Annotated in this window: 21 protein-coding genes and 1 tRNA gene; 15 read left to right on the top strand and 7 right to left on the bottom strand. The window is 66.0% G+C overall.

The genetic code is table 11. The features are described 5' to 3' along the window. Positions 1–16 precede the first annotated feature (16 nt). Entirely contained in the window at positions 17–622 is a 606-nt protein-coding gene (locus ACTNFK_RS12435) for a 1-acyl-sn-glycerol-3-phosphate acyltransferase (RefSeq protein WP_435937493.1), read from the top strand. 29 nt (positions 623–651) lie between these two features. On the opposite strand, the gene ACTNFK_RS12430 is transcribed toward ACTNFK_RS12435, so the two are convergent. Together ACTNFK_RS12430 and ACTNFK_RS12425 are read right to left on the bottom strand one after the other, a co-directional pair. Next, positions 652–1,713 (bottom strand): tRNA uridine(34) hydroxylase, encoded by a 1,062-nt coding sequence (locus ACTNFK_RS12430; RefSeq protein ID WP_435937492.1) that lies wholly within the window; start codon positions 1,711–1,713, stop codon positions 652–654. Positions 1,714–1,722: 9 nt separating this feature from the next. Then, on the bottom strand, positions 1,723–2,505 hold the full coding sequence (locus tag ACTNFK_RS12425; protein WP_435937491.1) for a FadR/GntR family transcriptional regulator: 783 nt from the start codon (positions 2,503–2,505) through the stop codon (positions 1,723–1,725). A 223-nt stretch (positions 2,506–2,728) separates the two neighbouring features. On the opposite strand from ACTNFK_RS12425, the gene ACTNFK_RS12420 reads away from it, so the two are divergent. From ACTNFK_RS12420 to ACTNFK_RS12405, 4 genes are all read left to right on the top strand, one after another. Continuing rightward, a complete protein-coding gene (locus tag ACTNFK_RS12420) occupies positions 2,729–3,289 on the top strand; it encodes a YbhB/YbcL family Raf kinase inhibitor-like protein (protein WP_435937490.1) in 561 nt (186 codons plus the stop codon). A 43-nt stretch (positions 3,290–3,332) separates the two neighbouring features. Then, positions 3,333–4,394, top strand: a complete 1,062-nt coding sequence (gene hisC, locus ACTNFK_RS12415; protein ID WP_435937489.1) for a histidinol-phosphate transaminase — start codon at positions 3,333–3,335, stop codon at positions 4,392–4,394. Positions 4,395–4,509: 115 nt separating this feature from the next. Then, positions 4,510–8,337 (top strand): proline dehydrogenase family protein, encoded by a 3,828-nt coding sequence (locus ACTNFK_RS12410; protein WP_435937488.1) that lies wholly within the window; start codon positions 4,510–4,512, stop codon positions 8,335–8,337. A 143-nt stretch (positions 8,338–8,480) separates the two neighbouring features. Next, a tRNA-Tyr gene (locus ACTNFK_RS12405) sits at positions 8,481–8,562 on the top strand. Positions 8,563–8,854: 292 nt separating this feature from the next. Here the strand turns inward: ACTNFK_RS12405 and ACTNFK_RS12400 are convergent. Further along, complete coding sequence (locus ACTNFK_RS12400) at positions 8,855–9,142, bottom strand: TFIIB-type zinc ribbon-containing protein (RefSeq protein ID WP_445117173.1); 288 nt, start codon at positions 9,140–9,142, stop codon at positions 8,855–8,857. A gap of 184 nt (positions 9,143–9,326) precedes the next feature. On the opposite strand from ACTNFK_RS12400, the gene ACTNFK_RS12395 reads away from it, so the two are divergent. Further along, positions 9,327–9,539 carry a DUF5652 family protein gene (locus tag ACTNFK_RS12395; protein ID WP_435937486.1) on the top strand — a complete coding sequence of 71 codons (213 nt, stop codon included), beginning with the start codon at positions 9,327–9,329 and terminating at the stop codon, positions 9,537–9,539. A 28-nt stretch (positions 9,540–9,567) separates the two neighbouring features. Here ACTNFK_RS12395 and ACTNFK_RS12390 read toward each other — a convergent pair whose 3' ends face one another. Continuing rightward, complete coding sequence (locus tag ACTNFK_RS12390; protein WP_435937485.1) at positions 9,568–10,851, bottom strand: NRAMP family divalent metal transporter; 1,284 nt, start codon at positions 10,849–10,851, stop codon at positions 9,568–9,570. A gap of 118 nt (positions 10,852–10,969) precedes the next feature. Here ACTNFK_RS12390 and ACTNFK_RS12385 point away from each other — a divergent pair, with 118 nt between their 5' ends. Next, complete coding sequence (locus ACTNFK_RS12385) at positions 10,970–12,229, top strand: glycerate kinase (RefSeq protein WP_435937484.1); 1,260 nt, start codon at positions 10,970–10,972, stop codon at positions 12,227–12,229. Between the two features lie 315 nt (positions 12,230–12,544). Here the strand turns inward: ACTNFK_RS12385 and ACTNFK_RS12380 are convergent, their stop codons facing one another. Then, the gene (locus ACTNFK_RS12380) at positions 12,545–13,045 is read right to left on the bottom strand and encodes a GNAT family N-acetyltransferase (RefSeq protein WP_435937483.1); all 501 of its coding nucleotides are present in this window, start codon (positions 13,043–13,045) and stop codon (positions 12,545–12,547) included. A 111-nt stretch (positions 13,046–13,156) separates the two neighbouring features. On the opposite strand from ACTNFK_RS12380, the gene ACTNFK_RS12375 reads away from it, so the two are divergent. The 7 genes from ACTNFK_RS12375 (at position 13,157) to ACTNFK_RS12345 (ending at position 18,564) form a co-directional block, all read left to right on the top strand. Then, positions 13,157–13,927, top strand: a complete 771-nt coding sequence (locus ACTNFK_RS12375) for a glycerophosphodiester phosphodiesterase family protein (protein WP_435937482.1) — start codon at positions 13,157–13,159, stop codon at positions 13,925–13,927. A gap of 181 nt (positions 13,928–14,108) precedes the next feature. Then, positions 14,109–14,828, top strand: a complete 720-nt coding sequence (locus ACTNFK_RS12370) for a hypothetical protein (protein WP_435937481.1) — start codon at positions 14,109–14,111, stop codon at positions 14,826–14,828. Positions 14,829–14,858: 30 nt separating this feature from the next. Then, on the top strand, positions 14,859–15,299 hold the full coding sequence (locus ACTNFK_RS12365) for a helix-turn-helix domain-containing protein (RefSeq protein WP_435937480.1): 441 nt from the start codon (positions 14,859–14,861) through the stop codon (positions 15,297–15,299). 45 nt (positions 15,300–15,344) lie between these two features. After that, positions 15,345–15,515, top strand: a complete 171-nt coding sequence (locus ACTNFK_RS12360; protein WP_435937479.1) for a hypothetical protein — start codon at positions 15,345–15,347, stop codon at positions 15,513–15,515. 491 nt (positions 15,516–16,006) lie between these two features. Then, the gene (locus ACTNFK_RS12355; protein WP_435937478.1) at positions 16,007–16,816 is read left to right on the top strand and encodes a thermonuclease family protein; all 810 of its coding nucleotides are present in this window, start codon (positions 16,007–16,009) and stop codon (positions 16,814–16,816) included. A 210-nt stretch (positions 16,817–17,026) separates the two neighbouring features. Continuing rightward, positions 17,027–18,163, top strand: coding sequence for an acetyl-CoA C-acyltransferase (locus ACTNFK_RS12350; protein ID WP_445117172.1), 1,137 nt, complete (start codon positions 17,027–17,029; stop codon positions 18,161–18,163). Further along, complete coding sequence (locus ACTNFK_RS12345; RefSeq protein WP_435937477.1) at positions 18,163–18,564, top strand: PaaI family thioesterase; 402 nt, start codon at positions 18,163–18,165, stop codon at positions 18,562–18,564. The genes ACTNFK_RS12350 and ACTNFK_RS12345 overlap by 1 nt, the downstream gene beginning before the upstream one ends. Before the next feature lie 69 nt (positions 18,565–18,633). Here ACTNFK_RS12345 and ACTNFK_RS12340 read toward each other — a convergent pair whose 3' ends face one another. Next, positions 18,634–19,653 (bottom strand): dihydrodipicolinate synthase family protein, encoded by a 1,020-nt coding sequence (locus ACTNFK_RS12340; protein WP_435937476.1) that lies wholly within the window; start codon positions 19,651–19,653, stop codon positions 18,634–18,636. Between the two features lie 10 nt (positions 19,654–19,663). After that, entirely contained in the window at positions 19,664–20,677 is a 1,014-nt protein-coding gene (locus ACTNFK_RS12335) for an ornithine cyclodeaminase family protein (RefSeq protein WP_435937475.1), read from the bottom strand. A 104-nt stretch (positions 20,678–20,781) separates the two neighbouring features. Between ACTNFK_RS12335 and ACTNFK_RS12330 the strand changes: the two genes are divergently transcribed. Further along, complete coding sequence (locus ACTNFK_RS12330) at positions 20,782–22,158, top strand: aldehyde dehydrogenase family protein (protein ID WP_435937474.1); 1,377 nt, start codon at positions 20,782–20,784, stop codon at positions 22,156–22,158. Positions 22,159–22,179: the final 21 nt, after the last annotated feature.

Here is a 22,179-nt window from a genome sequence, read left to right as displayed (position 1 = left end):
GGCGTACGCTGGGTGGATGATCGGGGTCACGGTTCGGGCGGGCATCGCGAAGGTGTTTTGGGCGTTTTCGCGGTGGCGCCTCGTGCGCGAACAGCATCCGGTCGCGGGGCCCCGCATCCTCATTGGCGCCCCGCACACCTCAAACTTCGACTTCCTCCTGATGCTCGGCATCGCCTGGGACGCCCGCCTGCGCATCCACTGGCTCGGCAAGCGCGAGTTGTTCCGCGGGATTGCTGGCCCCCTGATGCGGGGCCTTGGCGGCATCCCGGTCGACCGGTCGAACGCGGCGGGCATTGTCGACGCGGTCGTGAAGCGAGCGGGTGAGACCGACCAGTTCATCCTGGTCGTGACACCCGAGGGCACGCGCAAGGGTGCTGGCTGGCGCAGCGGCTTCTACCGCATCGCCTGGGCATCAGGGCTCCCGGTCACACTGGGATTCGCTGATGGAGCCACGAAATCCGCCGGTCTCGGCGAGACGATCCACCTCACCGGCGACGTGATGGCCGATATGGATCGCGTGCGCGCGTTCTATCGTGACAAGACGGGGGTGCGCCCGGAGTACCGCACGGACCCCCGCCTCGCGGACGAACAAGGGCTCACCGAGCTCCTGCGAACGCAGTAACCGCGGGCCGGGTCGGGCGGGTGGATCGCCTAACTTGAGGCAGCGCGGGCGACTGCCGCGGGCGACGCGTCGGCCGATCCACCGTGTTCGTGGCACCGCTCAACCGCGTGGGCGTCGCACACCACAAAGCGTGCCCGGCAGGCCGGATCGGCGCAGTTTGCCAAGCGATTCGATGGCGCGTCGCACACCGCGCAGCGGCCGACTACTGCGGCACCTGGCGCGAAGTCCATCGATTCGCGGCCGTCGAACACCGCGAGCGACCCCTCCCACAGCCCGTCGTTGCCGAAGGCCTCGCCGTAGCGCACGATGCCCCCGTCGATTTGGTACACCTCGGTGAACCCGCGCTCGAGCATGGCCGCAGATAGCACCTCGCAGCGGATCCCGCCCGTGCAGTACGTGACGACCGGGCGATGCTTGAGCTCGTCGAACGCCCCCCGCTCGATCTCGCCGATGAAGCCGTGCGTGGTCGCGACCTCAGGCACCACAGCCCCCTTGAAGCGGCCGATCGCCGCCTCGTAGGCGTTGCGCCCGTCGAAGAACACGACCTCCTCGCCGCGCGACGCCACCAGTTCGTTGACGGCCTCGGGCGACAGGTGAACCCCGCCCCCGACCACGCCGGCAGCGTCGATTCTCAGCTCGTCGGCGGTGCCGAACGCAACCAGTTCGTCGCGCACCTTCACGTTGAGCTTGGGGAAGTCGATGACCTGCTTCCACGGCGCGGGGCGCCGCTTGCCGGTGAGGGTTCTGCCACTGCGCAACGGGCGCTGGGTGGCACTCGCAGAAGCGGCATCGGAACCTGCAGCACCAGCAACAGCACCAGCACCCGCACTCTCCGCCTCAGAGACGAACCCGCTGCCAGAGCTCCACTTAACCTCGAGCCCGGCAAACGGCCCATACTCGCGCGTGCGACGCAGGTACTGTTTGCACGCGTCGAGCTCGCCGCCCACCGTGCCGTTTATGCCGTGCGGCGAGACGATGATGCGGCCGCGCAAGCCGAGCGAGGCGCACAGTTCGCGCTGCCACAGGCGCACCGCTTCGGGATCGGCAACGGGCGCGAACGCGTAGTACAGCAAGATCTTGGGCTCAGACACCCGACAATGCTAAACCTTCTGGCTGCGTCGATCCTCGGCGCTACGGGCGACGTCGATGCGCTGCTGCGCCTCGGGGGTGCGCACGAGCGCCGGCACCACCTCGTGCTGGTCGTTCACGATCACGACGTCGTGGTCGACGTGATCCGCCATCGAGTGCACCGCGTCGATGAAGTCGCGGCGGCGAATCGCATCGAGAACCCGCGCGTGATCTCGCTCCATCTCGCTCGCGGTCGCGACGTTGGCGAGCCGCCCGCGGTGGGCGGGCGTGCGCAACTGATCGTTGGTGCCCGCGTACAGTGACGCGAGCAGGCGGTTTTTCGCCGCATCGAAAATCAGTCGGTGGAAGCGGCTGTCGAAGGCCGACGCCTCGCCCCCATTCATCAGCACCGGGCAGCGGGTGCAGCCCTTCTCGTCGATCGCGGCCTGTTCGAGCGCCTCGAGGTCTTCATCGGTGCGCTGCAGGGCAGCCTGCTGTGCGGCCTCAATCTCGAGCGCACGACGGTAGCTCAGAATTTCCTCCAGCGTGAAATCGCTGAGGTACTCATTGAGCAGCGCGCTCGTGGGTGCCGCAGAGCGCACGAAGGTGCCGCGGCCGGGCAGCGTCTCGAGCATGCCGATACTGGCGAGCGACCGCACCGCTTCGCGCACGGTGGATCGGCCAACGCCCGTCTGCTCGGCCAACTCTGGCTCGATCGGGATCCGACTGCCCACTGGCCACGTGCCCGTGGTGATGTGTCGGCGCAGATACGCGAGAGTGGCGCGGGCCCGTTCAGACCCTGTCGTGATTGCCATGTCCCACCCCAATTTGCGACTCAACGTACCCGCGCGCTGCGGTGTGCACGGTTCCCTCAAGTATACCGAGTGGATCTATACGTGGCGTTGCCCGTGGCCCTAGGCTGAAGTCGACCTCCTTGCGCGTCTCCCGCACGGGCTCAACTCGCGAGGCAACCGGGATGGTCAGCGAAGAATACACAGCGAACCCCGAAGTGCAGCCCGCAGAGAAGTGAGGCCCCCTATGACCCATCAGAATCCCTCCCGCGGTGAGATCTATCCCTATGCCGGGATGCGACAGGTACCCGAGTTCACGCTCACGAGCAGCGACATCAGCGAGGGTGAGCCACTGCCCGCGCAGGTATTTGGTGCCGACTCCGGCGGCGAGGATCGCTCGCCGCAGCTCAGCTGGTCGGGTTTTCCCGCCGAGACTCGAAGCTTCGCGGTGACATGCTTCGACCCCGACGCACCCACGGGCTCGGGCTTCTGGCATTGGGCAGTCGCGAATATTCCCGCGAGCGTGACCTCGCTGCCGAGCAACGCAGGCGACCCCGCGGCGGGGCTGCTGCCAGAGGGTGCGATCACCATGCCCAACGAAACGAGGGCACCCGAGTTCATCGGCGCCGGGCCCCCGGCGGGCACGGGGGTGCACCACTACTGGTTCGTCGTGCACGCGCTGAGTGTGGATCGCATCGACATCGACCCCCAGGCCACCCCCGCGGTGCTCGGGTTCCTGATGCGCGACGCGGTGCTCGCCCGCGGAATCCTCGTCTCGACCGGCGAATACGGTGGAGCCGCCTCGTAGCCTGACCCGCGACCCGCGACCAGCGAATCGGTAGAGTGAGCACATGGTTGTGCAGCGCGATGGCATCGAAAAACTTCCCGCCTACATTCAGGGCAAGGCGATCCCGAATGCGGTGAAGCTCTCGTCGAACGAGAACCCGTACCCGCCGCTCGCGTCGGTGCGCGAGGCAGTCGAAGGCCAGCTGCAGGGGTTCCACCTCTACCCCGACATGGGGGCGACGGAGCTGATCCACCGCATTGCCGAGGGGCTGAGTGTGCGCCCCGAGCAGATCTCGGTCGGTGCGGGCTCAACCGAGGTGCTCATGCAGCTCATTCAGTCGTCGGCGGGTGAGGGCGACGAGGTGATCTTCCCGTGGCGCTCGTTTGAGGCGTACCCGATCCTCACCCAGGTTGCCGGCGCGACCCCGGTGCCCGTGCCGCTGACTGTCGACGAGCGACACGACTTCGCCGCGATGGCCGCGGCGGTGACCGAGCGCACCCGACTGATTCTCGTGTGCAGCCCCAACAACCCGACGGGCGCGGCCGTGACCGAGCGCGAGCTGGAGGAATTTCTCGCTGCGGTGCCCGCGCACGTGCTCGTGGTCTTTGACGAGGCCTACGCTCACTTCAATATGGCCGACGAAAAGGCCGACGGGCTCGACTTCTTCCGCCGCCACGAGAACGTCGCCGTGCTGCACACCTTCTCGAAGGCGTACGGCCTCGCGGGCCTCCGGGTCGGGTACGCGGTGGCACGCGAAGCGGTCATCGCGAACCTCCGGCGGGTTGCGCTGCCGTTCGGGGTGAGCAATCTGGCGCAGGTCGCGGCCGTCGCCTCGCTCGCGGCCGAGGCCGAGCTGCAGGAGCGCATCGACGTGATCGTGACCGAGCGTGCCCGCGTGCTCGCCGCGCTGCGCGAGGCCGGCTGGCGTGCGCCCGATTCCTTCGCCAACTTCGTGTGGTTGCGCACGGGCGAGCGTACCCCCGAGATCGATGCCGCGCTGCAGCAGCACGGCGTGGTCGTGCGCGCGTTTGGCGCCGAGGGTGTGCGTGTCACGGTGGGTACCCCCGAGATGAACGACCGGTTCCTCGCCGCGATCGCGGGTGTGGATCCGGCCCCGGCCGCATAGCCGCTGCGTGCGGGCGCGACCCACAGATTCGCGCCGCAATCGCAACCGGGCGGCGCTGCGCCTCGCGCCCGCGTGCCCTGCTGGCACAGAAGGGGCATCGCCCTACAGTGGGCATATGGGTGTGGATCGCGACGAAGTCGACGGGGTCGCCGCTGCGGCCGAAGCCCGAGTTGAGGCGTGGCTCGCTCAGCTCGAACAGTCCGGCGCCGACCTGCTCGAGGGAGTGCGCCGCGATCCCGGGGGGTTTGCGTTCACGCGCGGGCTCCTGGAGACGATTGTTGGTTCTGCGGATCCTTTCGCCGCGGCGTTCGGCCTGCGCGAGGCTTCGCGCAATCTTCCGCCCTCGCTGCCCGCGCGAGACCGGCTCGCCATGCGGGCCGGTGGCATCGCCTCGCTCGGCTTGCCCTGGGCGGTGCTGCCGATTGCCCGGCGCTGGCTGCGCGACCGGGTGTCGCCGCTTGTGCTGGCGGCAAAGATACCGGGTGATGAGGGTGCCGACCTGGGCGCCGACACCGCCGATGCGCCGGAGAGAAAGCCCGAGAAAAAGCCGGAGAAGCGCGCGAGAAAGAGTGACCTGGGCGAGGCGATCGCCAGTAACCGCGAGGCCGGGCTCACCACCGTGGTTGCCCTGCGCGGCGACGACGTGCTCGGGCCGGCGGGTGTCGAAACCGAGATCCACCGATTGAAGCTGCTCGCATCGCTGCCCGAGGTAACGCATCTCGTGATCGATCCAGCCCGGGTGCTCGCGGGCGGGAGCGACTGGTCTGTGGATCGCGACGCCCAGCTCGCCGCACTCGCCCTGCGGCCCGTGCTGGAAGCGGCGACGGCACACGACACGACCGTCTTGCTGACGCCCACCGACTACCGCGGGGCGCTCCTCGCCCCCGAGATCCTGGTGCGTGCGCTCACCGCCGCGGCCTGCGACGGCCTGCGTGCCGGAGTGACGCTGCTGGCCGAGCTGCCCGAGTCGCGCGGCATCGCCGAGCGACTGATCCGCTTTGCGCACCTGCGCGCGAAAGACGGTGGGGCGCCGCTCGAGGTCACCGTTGACATCGCCGGGATTTCGGGGCGCGAGCAGATCGCCTCGCTGGGCACCGGCCTCGCCGTGCCGACGCTTGAGGGGCGCGTCGCGCAGGAGGCGCAGTGGCTGCGGCTGATGGATCTGCTGCTTGGCGCGAGCGCGAGTGGTGCCGTACGGGTGGTGGCCGCGAGCGAGGATCCGCACCTGCTGGCGGCGGCGCTGGAGCTTGCGGAGCTGCGTGGGGGTGCCGACACGATCGAGCTGCAGCTGCGCGCCGGAACCGCCGACGGGTTCGCTCGGGCGCTCGCCGCGGCCGGGCATCGGGTGCGCGTGCACCTGCCATTCATCCCGCCGAAGGAATTTGCGGGCGCGCTCGGCACGCTGATCGCGCTCGCCGCCGAGGCCGCAGACCCCGAATCGACGCTCGCCCGACTGGCCGCGCTGGTGGAGGGGGCGAGCGATCCCGTCGACCCGCTCGAGGACGGGCGCGACGGGGTGCACCCGGCGCGAGCCCGCGGCCTGGCGGCGCTCGAGGCCGAGCGGGAGAGCCTGCGTCAGGCCCTGGAGCTGGCCTCCGAACCGTTCCCAGCCTCGCAACGCACGCAGCGGCGCGACCGAGAGTGGGATCCGAGCGAGCGCGACAGCGCCCTGTTCTACCGCCCACCCGCCGATACCGAGCGCTTCGACACGGGCGGCCTTACCGCCGCGGTGCTCGGACTCACTCGCGGATCCACCGGCCGCATCATCCTCGAGCCCGCGGGGCCATCGCTGCGGCTTCCGGTGATCTCAGAGTCGGGGTTTGCGAACGAGCCCGAGACCGACGCGACGCGCCCCGAGAACCGCGAGTGGGTGCGGCGGCTGCTCGCGCAGGCTCGCGGCGAGCGCACGGCTCACCTCGGCGATGACACCCCTCACGACGCAGAGGTGGATCCCGAGGCCATCATCGACCACGCACTCGCGGCGGGCGACGCGTGGCGGGCACAGCGCCCCGCCGACCGCGCCACCCGGGTGCGCCGGCTCGCGCTGGGCACCGTCGCCGCGCGTGACCGGCTCGTCGTGGCGCTCGCGTGCGAGAGCGGAGCACCCGCGCCGGTGATCGATGCTGAGATCAACGGTGCCGTCGACGCCGCGCGATACCTGGGTCAGCTCACTGCCGGCCTGGGTGCGGTGCGAGGCGCCGAGTTTCAGCCCGATCCGCTCGCCCTGGTGGTGGCGGAGGCCGGGGTGCCGCTTGACGAGCGCGCGGAGGCGCTGATTGCGGTGCTGGCCGCCGGATCCACCGTGGTGTGCGTCGCCCACCCCACCGTCGCGCGGTCGACCGCGGTGCTGCTCAACGAGTGGCAGGCCGCCGGGTTGCCGGCTGGCCTGGTGACGCTCGTGACCGCGGGCGGCGAGAGTGCGACGCGCTTCGCCGCAGACACCCGGGTGGATCGCGCCCTCGTGCTGGGCGGCAGGAGCACCGCCGAGGCGCTCGTGCGTCGTCGCCCCGGCCTGCGAGTGGCGGGTCGGTTCCGTGCGCTCGGGTCGAGCCTCATCGCGCCGAGCACCGACCCGGTGGCAGCTGTGCGCGAGGTGGTGCGCTCGGCCTTTGGCGCCGGTCACGCGAGTCCGAGTGTGGCGCGCGCGCTGGTGCTGCTCGGATCGGCGGCTCGCTCGCGTCGGCTTCGCGGGCACCTTGCCGATGCCGTGCGCGCGCTGCGCGTGGGCGATACGGGGCGGCCAGGGGATCAGGATCCACTGATCTTTGATGTGGGGCCACTGCCCGAGCCGGTGAGCGATGCCGGGAGGCGAGCGCTCACCGAGCTGCAGCCCGGCGAGGAGTGGCTCGTCGAGCCCGAACAGCTCGACGACGAGGGGCGTCTCTGGCAGCCTGGCGTACGCATCGGGGTGCGACGCGACTCGTCGTTCTGGGCGGATGCGGTCGGTGTGCCGGTGATCGGCGTGATCGCGGCGCGCACCGTCGACGAGGCGATCGCGCTGCAGGGCGAACTCGGGTGCGGCAGCGTGGCGGCGCTGCACGCTGGCGAGGAGAGTGAGATCGTGCCGTGGCTGGAGCGCGTGCGCGCGGGGACGCTGGTGGTGGGGCGGGCCACAACGAGTGGGCGCATCGAGCGGCTTCCGGGTGGTGGGCTCGGGCACTCGGGCATGGGGGCGCAGCCGCTGGCGGGCGGCCCGAATCGGCTGGTAACGCTCGGATCCTGGAGGCTGCGCGAGGGCACGCCCAGTGCGACGCTGCACCTGCGTGGGCTCGATCCCGAGGTGCAGATCCTGATCGAGACGGCGCAGTCGGCACTCGACTACGAGAGCTTCGATCACGTGCGGCGGGCCGCGCTCAGCGATGCCCTCGCCTGGCGCACGACGCTGGGTCGGCTGCACGACCCGATCGGACTGGGCGTCGAGCGGAACCTACTGCGGCACTGGCCGGTGTCCACGCACGTGCGACTCGCGGAGGGTGGCGAACTCGGCGATCTGATTCGGGTGCTCGTCTCGGCGTTCACTGTCGGGGCGCCGGTATCGGTGTCGACGGGGGCGGTGCCGCCAGCTGGTATCTCTGACTTTCTTGCCCGACAGGGCATCACCGTGTCGCTTGAGCGCGACGAGGCGTGGCTCGAGCGGATCGCGGTGGCCGGGCCTGGGGGAGACCTTGGGGGAGCCGGCGGTGCTGGCGTGGTGCTTGATGACGGCTCGCCGGCCTTGCGCGTGCGCCTCATCGGTGGCGATCGCACCCGAGCGGCCGAGTGGATGGGTGGGCTCGCCCGCGTGACGCTGTGGGCCGACCCCGTGACGATGGCCGGGCCGGTGGAGTTGCTGGCCTTCCTGCGCGAGCAGGCGGTGTCGGTGTCCGCGCACCGGCACGGGTTGGCATCTCCGGTGGCGGGCCTCGATGAGTGGATCGAGGAGGTCAACGCGCGCGTGCGGTGAGCCGCCAGGTGGGTGGCGGATCCGTTGCGGGACTGTGTCTGCGTGCGTGTGTCTGCGCGTGTCATCGGTTGGTTCGGTGCGCGTGATTTCCGTTCGGGCGCGTGACCCAGTAAAGTGATTCCCTGGTCGTGTAAATGACCGATGGCGGGTTACCCGAGCGGCCAAAGGGGGCTGACTGTAAATCAGCTGGCTATGCCTACGGGGGTTCGAATCCCTCACCCGCCACAGAAATGAAGGCCCGAACAACGTTGAGAAATCAACGAAGTTCGGGCCTTTGCTGTTGCTCCGCTGCCGCCCGTGGCAACAAGACTGTACCGTGAACCGGCGAGATTTCCTGCTGAATGGCAGACAATCTCCGTGTGCCGCTGTTCGATGCGCAGGCGGCACTTCTATTTGATTCCGGTTTCCCGTCGCGAAGATTCGGGACCGCACTTCCCAAGGTCGACACCGAGAAGTCAGACTTTGCTCTCGTGAGCGCCGAAAACCAGCAGATTTTGACCTCTCGTGGCGAGAGAAACTACCCGAGAATATCGCCGAGGAAGTCGAACGGGCTCTTCTTCTTGCGGTACTTGCTGTCGCTGTCGCGATAGTCGCGGCCGTCACGTCGCTCGTCGTTGCGCGACTCCTGGTAGCGCGGTTGCGCAGCTGGTGCTGCCTGCTGTGCAGGCTGCGGGTATCTCGCCGCCGGGATCGAAGCGGCCTCGGCCTGAACACGTTCGAGAATCTTGTCGAGTTCACCTCGATCGAGCCACACACCCCGGCACTGTGGGCAGTAGTCGATCTCGACTCCGTGGCGCTCGCTCATGAGCAACGTGGTTCCATCTGTAGGGCAGTTCATACGCCTCAGCGTAGCCAGCAGGTGCTGGAATTTTGATGGGTGTCGTTGGAGGGGCGGCGGCCGCCGGTTTCAACCGTCGGGAATCGGCGGGTGGGTCGCGTCGAAGTGAATTCGAGCTTGTTTGCGCGGGCGAAGCGAGGAGAATGGGGTCATGGCAAAGAAACAGGCATATTTCAAGGAACACCCCGAGGCGGTTGCGCCGGCAGTTGCGCTCGGCGTGTGGAGTCTCATCTGGAAGGCCTTCGCGCTCTATCGCGCTGGCTCCAACAGATCCCCCGGGTGGTTTGTGACGCTGCTCTTGGTGAATACGGTCGGCATCCTCGAGATGCTGTACCTCTTCGTGTTCGGCAAGAAGAAGCGCTAAAGCGCCAGCGCGCTCAGGTGCCAGCGCGCTACGGTGCCAACACCCACAGCAGTGGCAGCAGCGCCATGGCGAGGGTTGCGATCCCGAGCAGGATCCGCGACCACAGCGGGCTCCTCCACTTGCCCAGCAGCTTCTTGTCGTTGGCGAGCCACCAGACCACCGCCATCAGGATGGGTGCCGCCAGGCCGTTCGTCACCGCAGCGATAAACAGGAACGTCATCGGGTTCAGCCCGATGAGATTGAGCGACAGCCCGATCAGGATCGAGACGAACAGCAAGGCATAGAACGCCCGCGCCTGGCTCGGGCGTTTCTCGAGGCTCTCGCGCCAGCCAAAGGTCTCCGCAATGGCATACGCGCTGGCCCCGGCGAGCACGGGCACACTCAGGAGCCCCACACCCACGATGCCGACCAGGAACAGCACGCCCGCATACTCGCCAGCGATGGGCTGCAGGGCCGCGGCCGCCTGCTCGGCCGTCTGAATATCGGTGATGCCGTTCTTGTGTAGTGTCGCCGATGCCGTGATCATAATGGCCGACATCACGATGACACCGGTGAGCATTCCGGCAAACACATCCCCGCGCATCGCGTGAATGTGCGCGGTCGAGACGCGATAGTTCTTGATGCGGTGACGCTCTTCCACCTCCTCGGCGGACTGCCAGAAGAAGAGGTACGGCGAGATGGTGGTACCGGCCAGCGCGATGAGCATCGCGATGTCGAGCTTCGTCCAGGTGAACCCGGGGATCAGGAGATCGCGCACCACCTCGTCCCACTGCACATCCGCAACGAACAACACCGCAATATAGGCAAGCAAGGAAATGCAGAGCCAGCGCAGCACTTTCGCGTACTGATGGTAGGGCACGAATATCTCTGCCACGACAATAATCGCCGCGAAACCGACCACGCCCAGGAGCTGTGGAACGGGCACCAGCAGTTGGAGCGCCGCGGCCATGGAGCCAAGATCCGCCGCGATATTGACGGTATTTGCGATGACCACCAATGCCAGACACAGGTAGAGAATCGGCCGGGGCAGGCGCTGCTTGATGATGCCGGCGAGTCCGAGCCCGGTCACCAGCGACAGCCGCGCGCACGCCTCCTGTACGGCGAATGCGAGCGGCAAAAGCACGGGAGCGCTCCATAGGAGCCGGTTTCCGGTCGCGGCACCGACCTGCGAGTAGGTGGCGATTCCCGACGGATCATCGTCGGCAGCCCCGGTGACAATCCCCGGGCCCAACCGACGGAAATACCCCTTCCCGCGCAGTTGCTTGCGGGCAGGGTGGTGTTCCCGGCGCGGCTTTTCAATGGGTTCAGTCACGGCACCCCCTCTTGCTCTCAGCCTACGGTCAAGTCCCGTCGAACGACGGTTACACCGACATCGAACTGAGCCCTGGAACGGCAGTCGCGGCGGCTAAACGCCCCGGTACGCTGATCGCATGTCTGGAAGCGCGCGAGAGACTCACCCGCAGCACGGCGTGCCCTTGGTGGTGGTCGCGCCTGACTCGCTCAAGGGCAGTTGCACGGCCCCGGATGCTGCGCGAGCGATCGCGAGTGGTGTGCGCAGGGCTCTCGGCCAGGGCGTGCGGGTTCGGGAGCTGCCACTCGCCGACGGCGGAGAGGGCACCCTCGATGCGTTGGTCGCGGCCTGGGGCGGCACGGTTCTCGAAATCGCCACGACCGACGCGCTTGGGCGACCCCGCACGGGTCGGGTGGGCCTCAGCGGCGGGCGGAAGGGAACGCGCCTCGCGGTGATCGAAGCGGCCGATGCCAACGGTCTTCCCGCGATAGTGGATCAGCCGCTCCGCCCCCTCGACGCCGACACTGCCGGTGTGGGCACACTGGTGCGCGCGGCGCTTGACACCGGAGCGGCGGAAATTCTGCTGTGTCTGGGCGGATCCGCTACCAGCGATGGGGGCGCAGGGATGCTGCGCGCGCTGGGTGCGCGACTGCTCGATGCATCGGGAAGCGACGTGGCGCCCGGGGCGCGGGGGCTCTCGGAACTTCACGAGATCGATCTCTCGGGGCTCGACGCCCGCGCAGGGAAGGTCGTATGGCGCGTCGCTTGCGACGTTGACCACCCGCTCACTGGTGGCTGCGGCGCGGCGGCGGTGTTCGGCCCGCAGAAGGGAGCGACCCCCGAGCAGGTTGCGGTGATTGACCGGGGCCTGAGCACCCTTGCGCGACTGCTTGCCGAGGCTGCCGGGTATGACTTGAGTGAGTTGAGATGTCTGCCGGGGCTGGGTGCGGCGGGCGGGCTTGCGCTCGGCCCGGTCGCGCTATTCGGGGCGCAGCTCGTGCCAGGTTCCGCGCTGGTGAGTGATGCGGTCGGTCTCCCCGAGGCATTGGAGCGTGCCGCGCTGGTCATTACCGCGGAGGGTCGACTCGATGCGCAGTCGCTGCAGGGGAAGGTGGTGTCGCGCGTGCTCGCCGACGCGGGGGCCCACCGTGGTGGCGCACACGCCGCCGCTGGTGCGGTGCCCAGCGCGGTGCACAGCGCGGTGCCCAGCGCGGTGCCCGTGGTTGTGCTTGCGGGTTCGGTCGAGTTGACGTTCGAGGAGTGCCAGCGGGCGGGGATTGCGGCGGCGTGGTCGATCGCGCGAGGCCCGGCGACCCTCGACCAGTTGCAGGCCGATACCCCTCGCCTGCTCGCAGAAGCCGCCGCGCACCTCACCCGCCTGAGGTTGGGTGAACGCTAGGCCTTCGGCCCTCCGGTTTTCTCGCCCTTCGGCTCCGGCCCGCCTGCCCTTCGGCTTCGGGTTGACACCTGCGCAGGGTTCGCGAAGTTTCAGCCCTGCGCGGGTGTCAACCCCGTGATGTCTGGGCGCTCTGGCGCTGCTGCTCCCGATTCTTCGGGCTCTCGGGTGGACAACCGCGCACGGTTCCAGCGGCGCGAAGCCTGCGCGGCAGTCCACCCGTGTCCGGCGCGCGCGTGCGCTCTCTCGGCTGGACCCCTGCGCAGGGTTGAGGCGACGCGAAGCCTGCGCGGCAGTCCACCCGAGGCAGGTTCACCCTCACGGCTCGCCCGAGATCCGCTGATGCATGCCCGTCGCACCGGATGACTGGAAGCCGAGCGATTCATAGACGCCGACCGCGGCATCACTCGCAAAGAGTCCGATGAACATTTCGGCCTCCGTGGCGGGTCGCAGCAGTTCGACGAGCCGCTTCACCAGTTCGGTGGCGATCCCCTTCCCTTCATGGTCGGGGTGCACGATGACATCTTGGATGTACGCGTATTGCAGGCCGTCGCCCACAGCCCGCGCCATCCCGACGGTGCCCGCGTGGGCGTCAACGAACACCACCCCCGCCAGGGAAGCGGCAAGCGAAGCTGCGCGGAGCTGGTCGTCAAAATGTGACTGCCACCCGACTGCGGCAGCGAGTGCAGCGTGCTCGGCGGGGGTGGCCACGCGATCCACCACACCGTGCGTCGCGGTCGCTGACTCGGCGGCTGACCCGGCACCCTGGGTGGGGGTGTTCACGTCTTTCCTGACCTGCTGGTGGTCTGCGGCTGGCATTCGGTGACCCCTCTCGAATCTGGCTTCACCGATAGGGTACGCTCGGGCCCGACGAACGGCACAGCGGCTGAGCGAGAATGGTGTCGACACCGTCAACGAGACAGGATCTCCATGCCCCACCCGTACCTCTTGCACGATGCCAGGCCGCGCGTGATCGCGCACCGCGGTCTCGTCACCACGGAACTCGCAGCTCAGGGCATCGCCGAGAACACCCGCGCCGCGATGACGGCGGCGGTTGCGGCGGGAGTGCACTACCTCGAGTCCGACTGCCGCATCACCAGCGATGGCGAGGTGGTGCTGTTTCACGACGTGGATCTCGCCCGGGTGTTCGGCGACTCCAGGCCCGTCTCGGCCGTCAGCGCCCCTGAACTTGCCTCGCTCTTTGCCGATCGTGGCGGTCTGCTCACCCTGCGCGAGGCGCTTGAGATGTTTCCCGAGGCGCGGTTCAACATCGATATCAAGGCGCGGGAAGTCGCCGAACCCGCGGGCCGTATTATCGCCCCGCACGCGGAGCGGGTGCTCGTGGCGAGCTTCGCCGATGGTCACCGGCGCGCGGCGCTGCAGGCGGCCCGGGCGGCGAGTGGATCGGGTGTGCGCCCGGCAACGTCCCCCGGGCGCGGGGCTCTGATCCGCACCCTTGCGGCACTGGCGGCCGGCCAGCGAAAGGCGGCGGCCCGGGCGCTTGACGGATTCGACGCGCTGCAGATCCCCGAGAGGTACGGGCGCGTGCGGGTACTGACTCCGCGCCTCATCGAACTTGCCGAGAGCGTCGGCGTTGAGGTGCACGTGTGGACGGTGAACGACCCCGCGGAGATGGCGCGACTCACGGGCATGGGAGTGCGCGGCATCATCACCGACCGCGCTGACCTCGCCCTCGGTTGAGTGGGGCTCGACCCGAGCAGCACGATATTTATGCATAAGTTTTGAGACTTAACTTTAAGTCTCAAAAATACGTCAAAAGGACGCATAACTTTTCGCACAACCCGGCCGAGCGTGTGCCCGTGCCGCAGCGAAGGGGGTCGAAGAATGCGTTACTCCGTATCCAACTTGATACGATATTTACATGGTGACGAATGGCGAAGGTGGTGAGCTCGCACCAGGGCTCGAGGTAGTGCTCAATTCCGCTGCACGGCTCCAGCGGCTGGTGCCTGATGCGGTGCTCGTTGGGGGGAGTGCGGCGGCCTACTACGCACGGCATCGGATGTCCTACGATCACGATCACGTGATTCAGTCGCTGCGCGACCGCTTTGATGTCATTTTCGAGGCGCTGGATCGCGAGGGGGATTTCGTGCTCGCACGAGCGATCCCAGACAAAATCATTCTCGGTGAGCTCGGGGGGATTGAAGTGGGCATTCGTCAACTCATTCGCAAGCGCCCGCTTGAGGTGCAGCGTATTGTCTTGCCGGGTGGCGGCGAGCTAACGGTGCCAACGGAAGCCGAGCTGCTTCGAGTTAAGGCCTATCTCATCGTGAAGAGGAACCAGGTTCGCGACTTCCTTGATGTCGCGGCTCTCGCCGGGCGATATGGTGCAGACCAGGCGGCGGAGTGGCTGATCAACATTGATGAGTATTACACCGACGACACGGCCGCGGCGGGGTCGCGGCCGGTGCTCGGGCAACTGCAGCGGCAGCTCTCCGATCCGCACCCGAGGGACACGCGAACGATTTCCTCTCTGGCTGACTACAAAGGCGTCTCTCGGCAATGGTCGAGCTGGGAGCATGTGGTTGAGGAATGCCAGGAACTCTCGGGTGAGCTAGACAAGCTCCTTGGCGAGAGCCTGTAGTCGGCGTATCATATTTGATACGCTTGTCGCATGCTGAAGTTCCGAAATCTGAACGTCACTCCAGAGGATCCAGTGGACACCTGGGGAGTCGAGGGTTTACTGACCGCGATCGAACGCGGGGGTGCTGTCGACTGGGCGAAGATCACGCACGCCGTGCGCCTGGCCGGGCCCGCGAGCGAAATCCGGCAGGAGCTCAACGAGGCGCTTGAGCTGGCCGACGGTGGTGGGCGCTCCGCTATCGAGGTGGCTCTTCGCCGCGCTGATGCGAGCCCCGAGGAGCGGGTTCGGCGTCGCATTAGAAGGCTCTTCAATATGTCGGAGATGACGATCACCGAGTTTGCTGAGCGCGTGGGCACGAGTCGCCCGCGAATGTCGGCGTATCTCTCTGGAAAGACCATGCCGCTCGCCACCGTGCTCGAGAAGATGGAGGCGGTGGCGCACGCGCGCCGCGAAGAGGTGATGTTCTCCTAGCTGCAGATGGCTGCGTACTTCAGGCCTGCCTGCGACAATCGAGACATGACCCCCGAAACGCGACAGAAGCTCGAGCAGATCCAAGGCACCGCTTCGGGTGCCTACGCGCAGACGGTAACCAAGCTGCTCGACGGCAGGCTCACCTGGTCGAACGACGAGATCGACCAATTCATCGACGGGTACGTCAACGACCCGTACCTCACGCGAAACGACTAAGCCCTCACCCGCTGCCTTTGAACATCACGCTCTGACCGTGATGTTCAAAGCGCGAAAAGGAACATAGATGCCAAGCAATGATCCTCAAACGCGGTGTGTAGATCATGGTTTGTTGCATTTCGGTTGCCTGGCGAAAGTCTCGACCTGGTCCCAAGCGCTTTCTTGGCTGTCAGCACAGCTCGAACTGTTTAGGTCGAGCGCGACCATCCGTGGCGCGCCGTGATTTCCTGTGAATGTTGCTGGTCCGTGGAAGGATGCGCGAGGGCACGCGGAACCGCGGGCGCCGCTAACGAAAGATCACGCTTTCGGGGGGAGACACGGACTTGATCGAGATCAAGCACGTCGCATTCATCTGGAGTATCGCCGAGAGGCTGCGCGGCTGATCCGCCTCGCTTCGACCTGCAGTTTGACCTCTAGCCTGACAGTAGCGGGACAAACAGCCGGTTAGGGGTGAAACAGCCGGTTAGGGGTGAAACTGCCGGTTTACGGGAATGACGATGAAGGCAAGTGCGCAGATGTGGGTGAAGTTGGGGTGGGCGCGGGTCGCGGGTGCGGCGCTGCTGGTGGCCGCGGTGCTGGGCAGCATCGGCTGCACTCCTCTGACTGTTCCGGCGGGGCAGCCTGGCGGGAGTTCCGACAGCACCGACAGCACCGTGGGTTCCGACGCAGCCTCACCCGGATCCCTCGCGACCGAAGCTCCCGCAGCGGGCACACAGGCCTTCGCCACCGTGACTCGCGTGATCGACGGTGACACGCTCGACCTCAGTACCGGCGAGCGGGTGCGGCTGATTGGCATTGACACCCCAGAGCGCGGCGACTGCGGGTACGCCGAGGCAGCCGCGTTGCTCACCGAACTCGTGGCGGGCCGAGATGTGAGCGTCACCAACCCCGCCGAGGTCGAAGACACCGATGCCTATGGGCGGCTGCTCGCGCATATCGGCGTTCCCGGCGTGACCGGGGCTACCGTCGACGTTGGGCATGAACTCGTGGCCCGCGGCCTCGCGGTGCCGCGCTACAACTCGACCGACGGCTACGCCCTGCACCCGTTCGAGGCGGACTACGCCGCTGCGGCCGCCACGGCCACCCCATTCACCTGCGGTGCCCCCGGCGGAGTACCCGCGGCCGGGCAGTGGAGCTGCGTCTTCGATCCAACGTACGACCAGAACTGGCACAACGATGCCTGGTGCAACAACGGAGCGGAAGGGTACCGCCCCACCCTGCGCGAGTGGGATTCGCACGTCACCGAGGCGGAACTTATGGAGTCCGCGGCGGAATACGCCCGCACGCTCAACGCCAGGTAGGAAAGCGCGAACCGGTACTCGGCACCAAACACCGCGTAGTTTCCTTCGGATACGAGACAGGAGGGAGTATCCTGAACGGTACGATACGGTGCGTATCTAAAACTCGTTCCTTGGGGGTCCAATATCGTGCTCATACCTCTTGCGCCGCATGATGCGGTGATTGTCGCCTATCGACGAACCCCCTTCGGTCGAGCCAAAAAAGGATCATTCGTGGAGGAGCGCCCGGAGGACCTCGCGCTCGCCGCTATCCGAGCGACGCTTGCAGATGTACCCTCGGTGGATCCAGGTGCGTTGGACGACTTCTATCTCGGAACTGCTGTTCCGGAAGGTGCGCAAGGGGACAATGCTGCTCGCCGCATTGCAATTTACGGCGGATTCGACACGCTTCCGGGTGCGACTGTGAACCGGTTCTGCGCCTCGTCAATGCAGGCATTGACCGGCGCGGCTCGAGCGGTCCGATCTGGTGACGGTGATGCGTTTCTCGTCGGTGGTATGGAATCGACCTCTACCACTCCGCCAATCTCAACGAACCTATACCCGGGGTATGAGCGTGCGGCAGCGCGCGCCGACGACTGGTTTTCCTCCGGCCGCCTTTGGACGGATCCGCGGAACGAGGGTCTTGAGCCGGATGCATACATCTCTATGGGGAAGACGGCTGAGTTTGTTGCGCGCGTCACCGGCACCAGCCGCCAGGACCAGGACGAGTGGGCGCTTCTCTCGCAGCGGCGGGCTTCCGCCGCAGTTAGTGCTGATTGGTTCAACGGAGAGATTGCTCCCTACGTCCTTGCCGATGGAAAAGTGGTCGCAGCGGATGACGGGCCCCGGCCCGGGACGACGTTGGAGGGGCTCGCTGAATTGAACCCAGCGTTTGGGGCGAGCGGCACCGTGACCGCGGGCAACGCGAGTCCGCTGAACGATGGTGCCTCGGCAATGGTGGTGATGAGTGCAGCTAAGGCTCAGGCCTTAGGACTGACTCCACTGGCTCGCATTCTCGGTGCCGGAGCGAGTGCTCTGTCGCCAGAAATCATGGGGCTTGGGCCCGTTCCTGCAAGCCGCAAGGTGCTCGATAGGCTGGGCCTCACCGTGGGCGACATCGACCTAGTTGAGCTGAACGAAGCATTCGCAGCGCAGGTCGTGCCGAGCGTGCGGCAGCTCGGGTTGGACCCCGAGCGGGTGAACGTCAATGGTGGTGCCATTGCTCTCGGTCACCCATTTGGTGCGACCGGCGTTCGACTGGTTGGCACCCTGGTTCGTGCGCTGCAACAGCACGAGGGGAGTCTCGGCCTTGCCACGCTCTGCGTGGGCGGCGGACAGGGTATGGCGATGGTCGTCGAGAGACTCAGCTAATGGGAGTTGTGGATCCGTTCGTGCGCGAACTGCTGGAAAACGAGCCCTCCTTCGCCTGGTTTGGCTTCGCGATCGAGGAAGCCACCCAGGGGCGCGCGAGGGTCACGCTTGTTGTTGCGTCAGAGCACGTGAACGGCAACGAGATGACGCACGGCGGTGTCGTATTCGCTGTTGCGGATCAGGCTTTCGCGATGGCGGCGAACACACGCATCCGTTATGCGGCGACGGCGGATGCACAGATCCATTACCTGGCCCCGAGCCGACTCGGGCAGCGCTTGGAAGCCGCAGCGCACGTGGAGTGGAGCGACGATCGTCGCGCCATCGTTGACGTCATGGTGACCGCAGAGGGCACACCCATCGCGAGTTATCGCGGGATGGCTCGCGCTTCCCGCCGGGCCTAACTGTCTCGTCTGAAGCAATGTGGCCCGGTTCGAGCACCAGGCCACATTGCGCGAGACGCCTCAGAGCGCTCAGGCGCGGGTGCGACCAATCACGAACTCGCTATCGGGCGAATCTGTCACCGGGAGCCCCGAGGCCTCAAGTGCGGCCCGTGCTTGCTTCATGAGGCGGTCGGGGATTCGCGGTGCGGGCGCGCGAAGTGCTCCACCGTTGAAGCCCGCGAGCCACTCTTGGTACTTCCAGCCGGTGCGGTTGATGACTGTGGTGCCCACGGAAGAACCGGTGAGGATTGCCAGGTTGGCTGCGCGAGCGGGTGCGACCTGCCACCACAGCTTCATCGCCTCCTCCCACGCGCCATTCTGAGCAAGCCCAAAGGCCTTCGGGAAGTAGTCGCTCATCCAGTTTGTGTTGGAGGTGCCACTGAACTGGAAATCCATCATCGACATGAGCGGAATCGTCTCGCTCTCGATTGGGCACGAGATGATGACCTCATCACGGAAGTGGTGGTACATCTCCATGATGCCGCCGATCGTCGGGTAGCCCTGCTCGGACTTGACGGCAACGATGTTCGGAATAGTGTCGAGAATGTGCCGGACGAACGGCACTGGCATGCCAGCCGGATCGATCCGCTCGAACCCCCACGCGGGGAGCCCGAAGAGCATCGCGTTCAGTTCGGTGGAGTCTGCGAGTGCCTTTGTGTAGTCATACACCTCCTGATGTGAGGTGGGCCAGAACGCAGTGGGGTAGGAAATGAGTACGCTGTCGACTCCTTCCTTCTCGGCGAGTTTCAGCGCAGCTATGTTCTGCTCGAGCGTGTTGAACGCGGCGTGGAAGAACAGGTGAAAATCGGGGCCGCCTGCCTCGCGCGCAACTGCGGTAATTCTGGCGTTCTCTTCAGGCGTGACGCTGAGTTCGGTGACGAGGAGGGTGCCAGCGAACCCGAGTTCCTTGAGCTTGAGGATGTCGTGACGAATGGCGTTCTCATTGATCTTCTCGAAGTCTGCAGTGTACGAGGGCATCGTTACAGCGATGGCACCCTTCCAGTGCTTCCGGGCCCAGGCTCGGGCCTGATCCTTGGTGTAATCAACCATGGGTGTTCCTCTACTTCCTTGTGGTGACGATGCCGATGGGCATTTCGGTGCCGATGCCGCGTTCGCGTGCAAGATTTACTAGAGATTCGGCGACAACGATGTCTTGTAGGCCGGAGCCCGTGGACTTGTAGATGCGCAGACCGCTGTTCCGGTCGATCGGTCGCTCCCCAAGTAGCACCGCGTTCAGTGAGGCCGTCAGCGCATCGACATCGACCCCCTGCGCACGGGCGGCGAGCATGTCGCCGCTGCCGTTGACTACCTCGTCGACGCCGTCGGCTACGATCACGCTCGCGCGGGCGATCAGATCGGTGGGGAGCTCTCGCTGCCCTGGCGTTGTCGAGCCAATCGAAACGACGGTTGCGTCGGCAGCGACCCACTCGGAGTTGATCGTCGGCGACTCGTCGCGGGAACGGGCTGCGCAGAGAATCAGATCCGCCCCGCGCACCGCGGCCTCTGCAGTGTCGACCGCAGTGACGGGGATACCGAGTTCGGTACTGAACTTGGCTGCGAATGCTGCGCGGTTTTCGGCCGTGGGGCTGTAGACGCGCACGGACTCGAACTGGGCAATGAGCGAGAGTGCCGAGGTGTGCGACTGTGCCTCGAAGCCAGAGCCGATGACTCCCACTGTGAGAGGTCGGTCTGGGACGAGCGTCTCAGTACCGACCGCGGTCGTGGCGGCAGTGCGCAGCCCGGTCACCCGATTTCCGTCGACCAGTGCCACCAGCTCGGCGGTCTCTTTATCGAACAGAGAAATCAGGTAGCTGACCTGCAGACCGTTGGCGAAGGAGCCATTAATCGACTTCGCGCCGAACAGACGACCGTTGGTGGGCACCGAAGGCATCACCCGCATCCATTCACGCCCGCTGTCGGCGAAGATGCGTCCGGGATTGCGCCCCTCATCGGCAGGAGTTGCATATGCTGATCGAATCGCCGAGATCGCACTCGGCTGGTCGGCCAGGGCTGCTACGTCATCATCGCTCAAGAACAGTAGTGGTCGGTTCGGCGGTGTCACGTTGGTGCTCATTCGTCACTCCTTTGTGTCGGGCGAATGGAATCTTTACAGACGATACGTATCGTATCTGTTTATAATATGCTGACGCAAGACGTTCCTCGAGGAAGAGAGCCCGCATGTCGATCGCTACTATCAATCCCGCTTCTGGCAAGACTGAAATCATTATCGAACCGCATGATTCAGCGGAGGTCGAGCAGCGGATCGCAGAAGCCGCAGCCGCAGCGAAGCTGCTGCGATCCACCAGTTTCGCACAGCGGGCGGAGTGGATGCGTGCCGCCGCGGACTTCATGGAGGATCAGGCGGAAGGGCTCGGGGAGCTCATCACGATCGAAATGGGAAAGCCCATCGCGCAGTCGGTCGCCGAGGTGTTGAAATCGGTGAAGGCCATGCGCTTTTACGCCGACCACTCCGAGGAATTCTTGGCTGACGTGCCCCTTGCAGATCCCCCGCTGGTCAACGCCTCCAAAGCTTGGACTCGATACGAGCCGTTGGGAGTGGTCCTCGCAGTGATGCCGTGGAACTATCCGCTCTGGCAGGTGATTCGGTTTGCTGCCCCAGCTCTCATGGCGGGCAACACCGGGCTTCTCAAGCACGCGTCGAACGTACCTCAGGCGGCGCTGTTTCTCGACACGCTCTTCGAGCGCGCAGGGTTTCCCAGGGGATCCTTCCGCACACTGCTGATTCCTGGATCTGCAGTAGGCGCAGTGATTGCCGACGAACGGGTCACCGCCGTCACGCTAACGGGGTCGGAACCCGCGGGGCGCTCGGTCGCGGCGATTGCAGGTGACCATGTCAAGAAGGCCGTACTTGAATTGGGCGGATCTGACCCTTTCATCGTGCTTCCCTCGGCTGATGTCGCCTCAGCAGCTGCGACCGCCGTTCGAGCGCGCATCAACAACAACGGCCAATCATGCATTGCAGGTAAACGTTTCATTGTGCACACTGATGTCTACGATGAATTCGCACGGGAGTTCACCCGGCAGATGTCAGCGCTGGTCGTTGGGAACCCGCTGTTGCCAGAGACAGAAGTTGGTCCGCTCGCCACCCAAGCCGGCCGACAAGACATTATCGACCTGGTCGAAGACGCACGCGAGCGCGGCGCCACCATACTGACCGGCGGCACCGTGCCAGATCTGCCGGGGTGGTACTACGCCCCGACGGTTATCGCTGATCTGCCCGACGACGCGCGTCTGGTGCAGGAGGAGGCGTTTGGTCCTGTGGCCTCGCTCTACCGGGCATCGGATGCCGAAGATGCGCTGCGGATCGCAAATCAGACTTCCTTTGGCCTTTCCAGCTCAGTGTGGACACAGGATCTGGAGGAGGAGGATTACTTCGTGTCCCGATTGGATGCTGGAGCGGTGTTTATCAACGGGATGACCGTTTCCTACCAGGAACTGCCCTTCGGGGGGATCAGGCGCTCGGGCTTCGGGCGAGAACTCGCTGCTGTTGGGCAGCGTGAGTTTTGCAACCTCAAGACGGTCTGGAAGGCTTAAGCTGAACCCGTCTGCAGCGCT

The organism is Leucobacter fengyongliangi, from assembly GCF_052386045.1.
The sequence above is the reverse complement of the archived record's forward strand: the minus strand, read 5'-3'. Positions and strand labels throughout refer to the sequence as shown.

Bases quoted from the DNA above. Each gene is read 5' to 3' on its own strand.
- ACTNFK_RS12435 (WP_435937493.1), top strand. From the start codon at position 17: ATGATCGGGGTCACGGTTCGGGCGGGCATCGCGAAGGTGTTTTGGGCG.
- ACTNFK_RS12425 (WP_435937491.1), bottom strand. From the start codon at position 2,505: ATGGCAATCACGACAGGGTCTGAACGGGCCCGCGCCACTCTCGCGTAT.
- ACTNFK_RS12420 (WP_435937490.1), top strand. From the start codon at position 2,729: ATGACCCATCAGAATCCCTCCCGCGGTGAGATCTATCCCTATGCCGGG.
- hisC (WP_435937489.1), top strand. From the start codon at position 3,333: ATGGTTGTGCAGCGCGATGGCATCGAAAAACTTCCCGCCTACATTCAG.
- ACTNFK_RS12410 (WP_435937488.1), top strand. From the start codon at position 4,510: ATGGGTGTGGATCGCGACGAAGTCGACGGGGTCGCCGCTGCGGCCGAA.
- ACTNFK_RS12400 (WP_445117173.1), bottom strand. From the start codon at position 9,142: ATGAGCGAGCGCCACGGAGTCGAGATCGACTACTGCCCACAGTGCCGG.
- ACTNFK_RS12395 (WP_435937486.1), top strand. From the start codon at position 9,327: ATGGCAAAGAAACAGGCATATTTCAAGGAACACCCCGAGGCGGTTGCG.
- ACTNFK_RS12385 (WP_435937484.1), top strand. From the start codon at position 10,970: ATGTCTGGAAGCGCGCGAGAGACTCACCCGCAGCACGGCGTGCCCTTG.
- ACTNFK_RS12380 (WP_435937483.1), bottom strand. From the start codon at position 13,045: ATGCCAGCCGCAGACCACCAGCAGGTCAGGAAAGACGTGAACACCCCC.
- ACTNFK_RS12375 (WP_435937482.1), top strand. From the start codon at position 13,157: ATGCCCCACCCGTACCTCTTGCACGATGCCAGGCCGCGCGTGATCGCG.
- ACTNFK_RS12370 (WP_435937481.1), top strand. From the start codon at position 14,109: ATGGTGACGAATGGCGAAGGTGGTGAGCTCGCACCAGGGCTCGAGGTA.
- ACTNFK_RS12365 (WP_435937480.1), top strand. From the start codon at position 14,859: ATGCTGAAGTTCCGAAATCTGAACGTCACTCCAGAGGATCCAGTGGAC.
- ACTNFK_RS12360 (WP_435937479.1), top strand. From the start codon at position 15,345: ATGACCCCCGAAACGCGACAGAAGCTCGAGCAGATCCAAGGCACCGCT.
- ACTNFK_RS12355 (WP_435937478.1), top strand. From the start codon at position 16,007: ATGACGATGAAGGCAAGTGCGCAGATGTGGGTGAAGTTGGGGTGGGCG.
- ACTNFK_RS12345 (WP_435937477.1), top strand. From the start codon at position 18,163: ATGGGAGTTGTGGATCCGTTCGTGCGCGAACTGCTGGAAAACGAGCCC.
- ACTNFK_RS12340 (WP_435937476.1), bottom strand. From the start codon at position 19,653: ATGGTTGATTACACCAAGGATCAGGCCCGAGCCTGGGCCCGGAAGCAC.
- ACTNFK_RS12335 (WP_435937475.1), bottom strand. From the start codon at position 20,677: ATGAGCACCAACGTGACACCGCCGAACCGACCACTACTGTTCTTGAGC.
- ACTNFK_RS12330 (WP_435937474.1), top strand. From the start codon at position 20,782: ATGTCGATCGCTACTATCAATCCCGCTTCTGGCAAGACTGAAATCATT.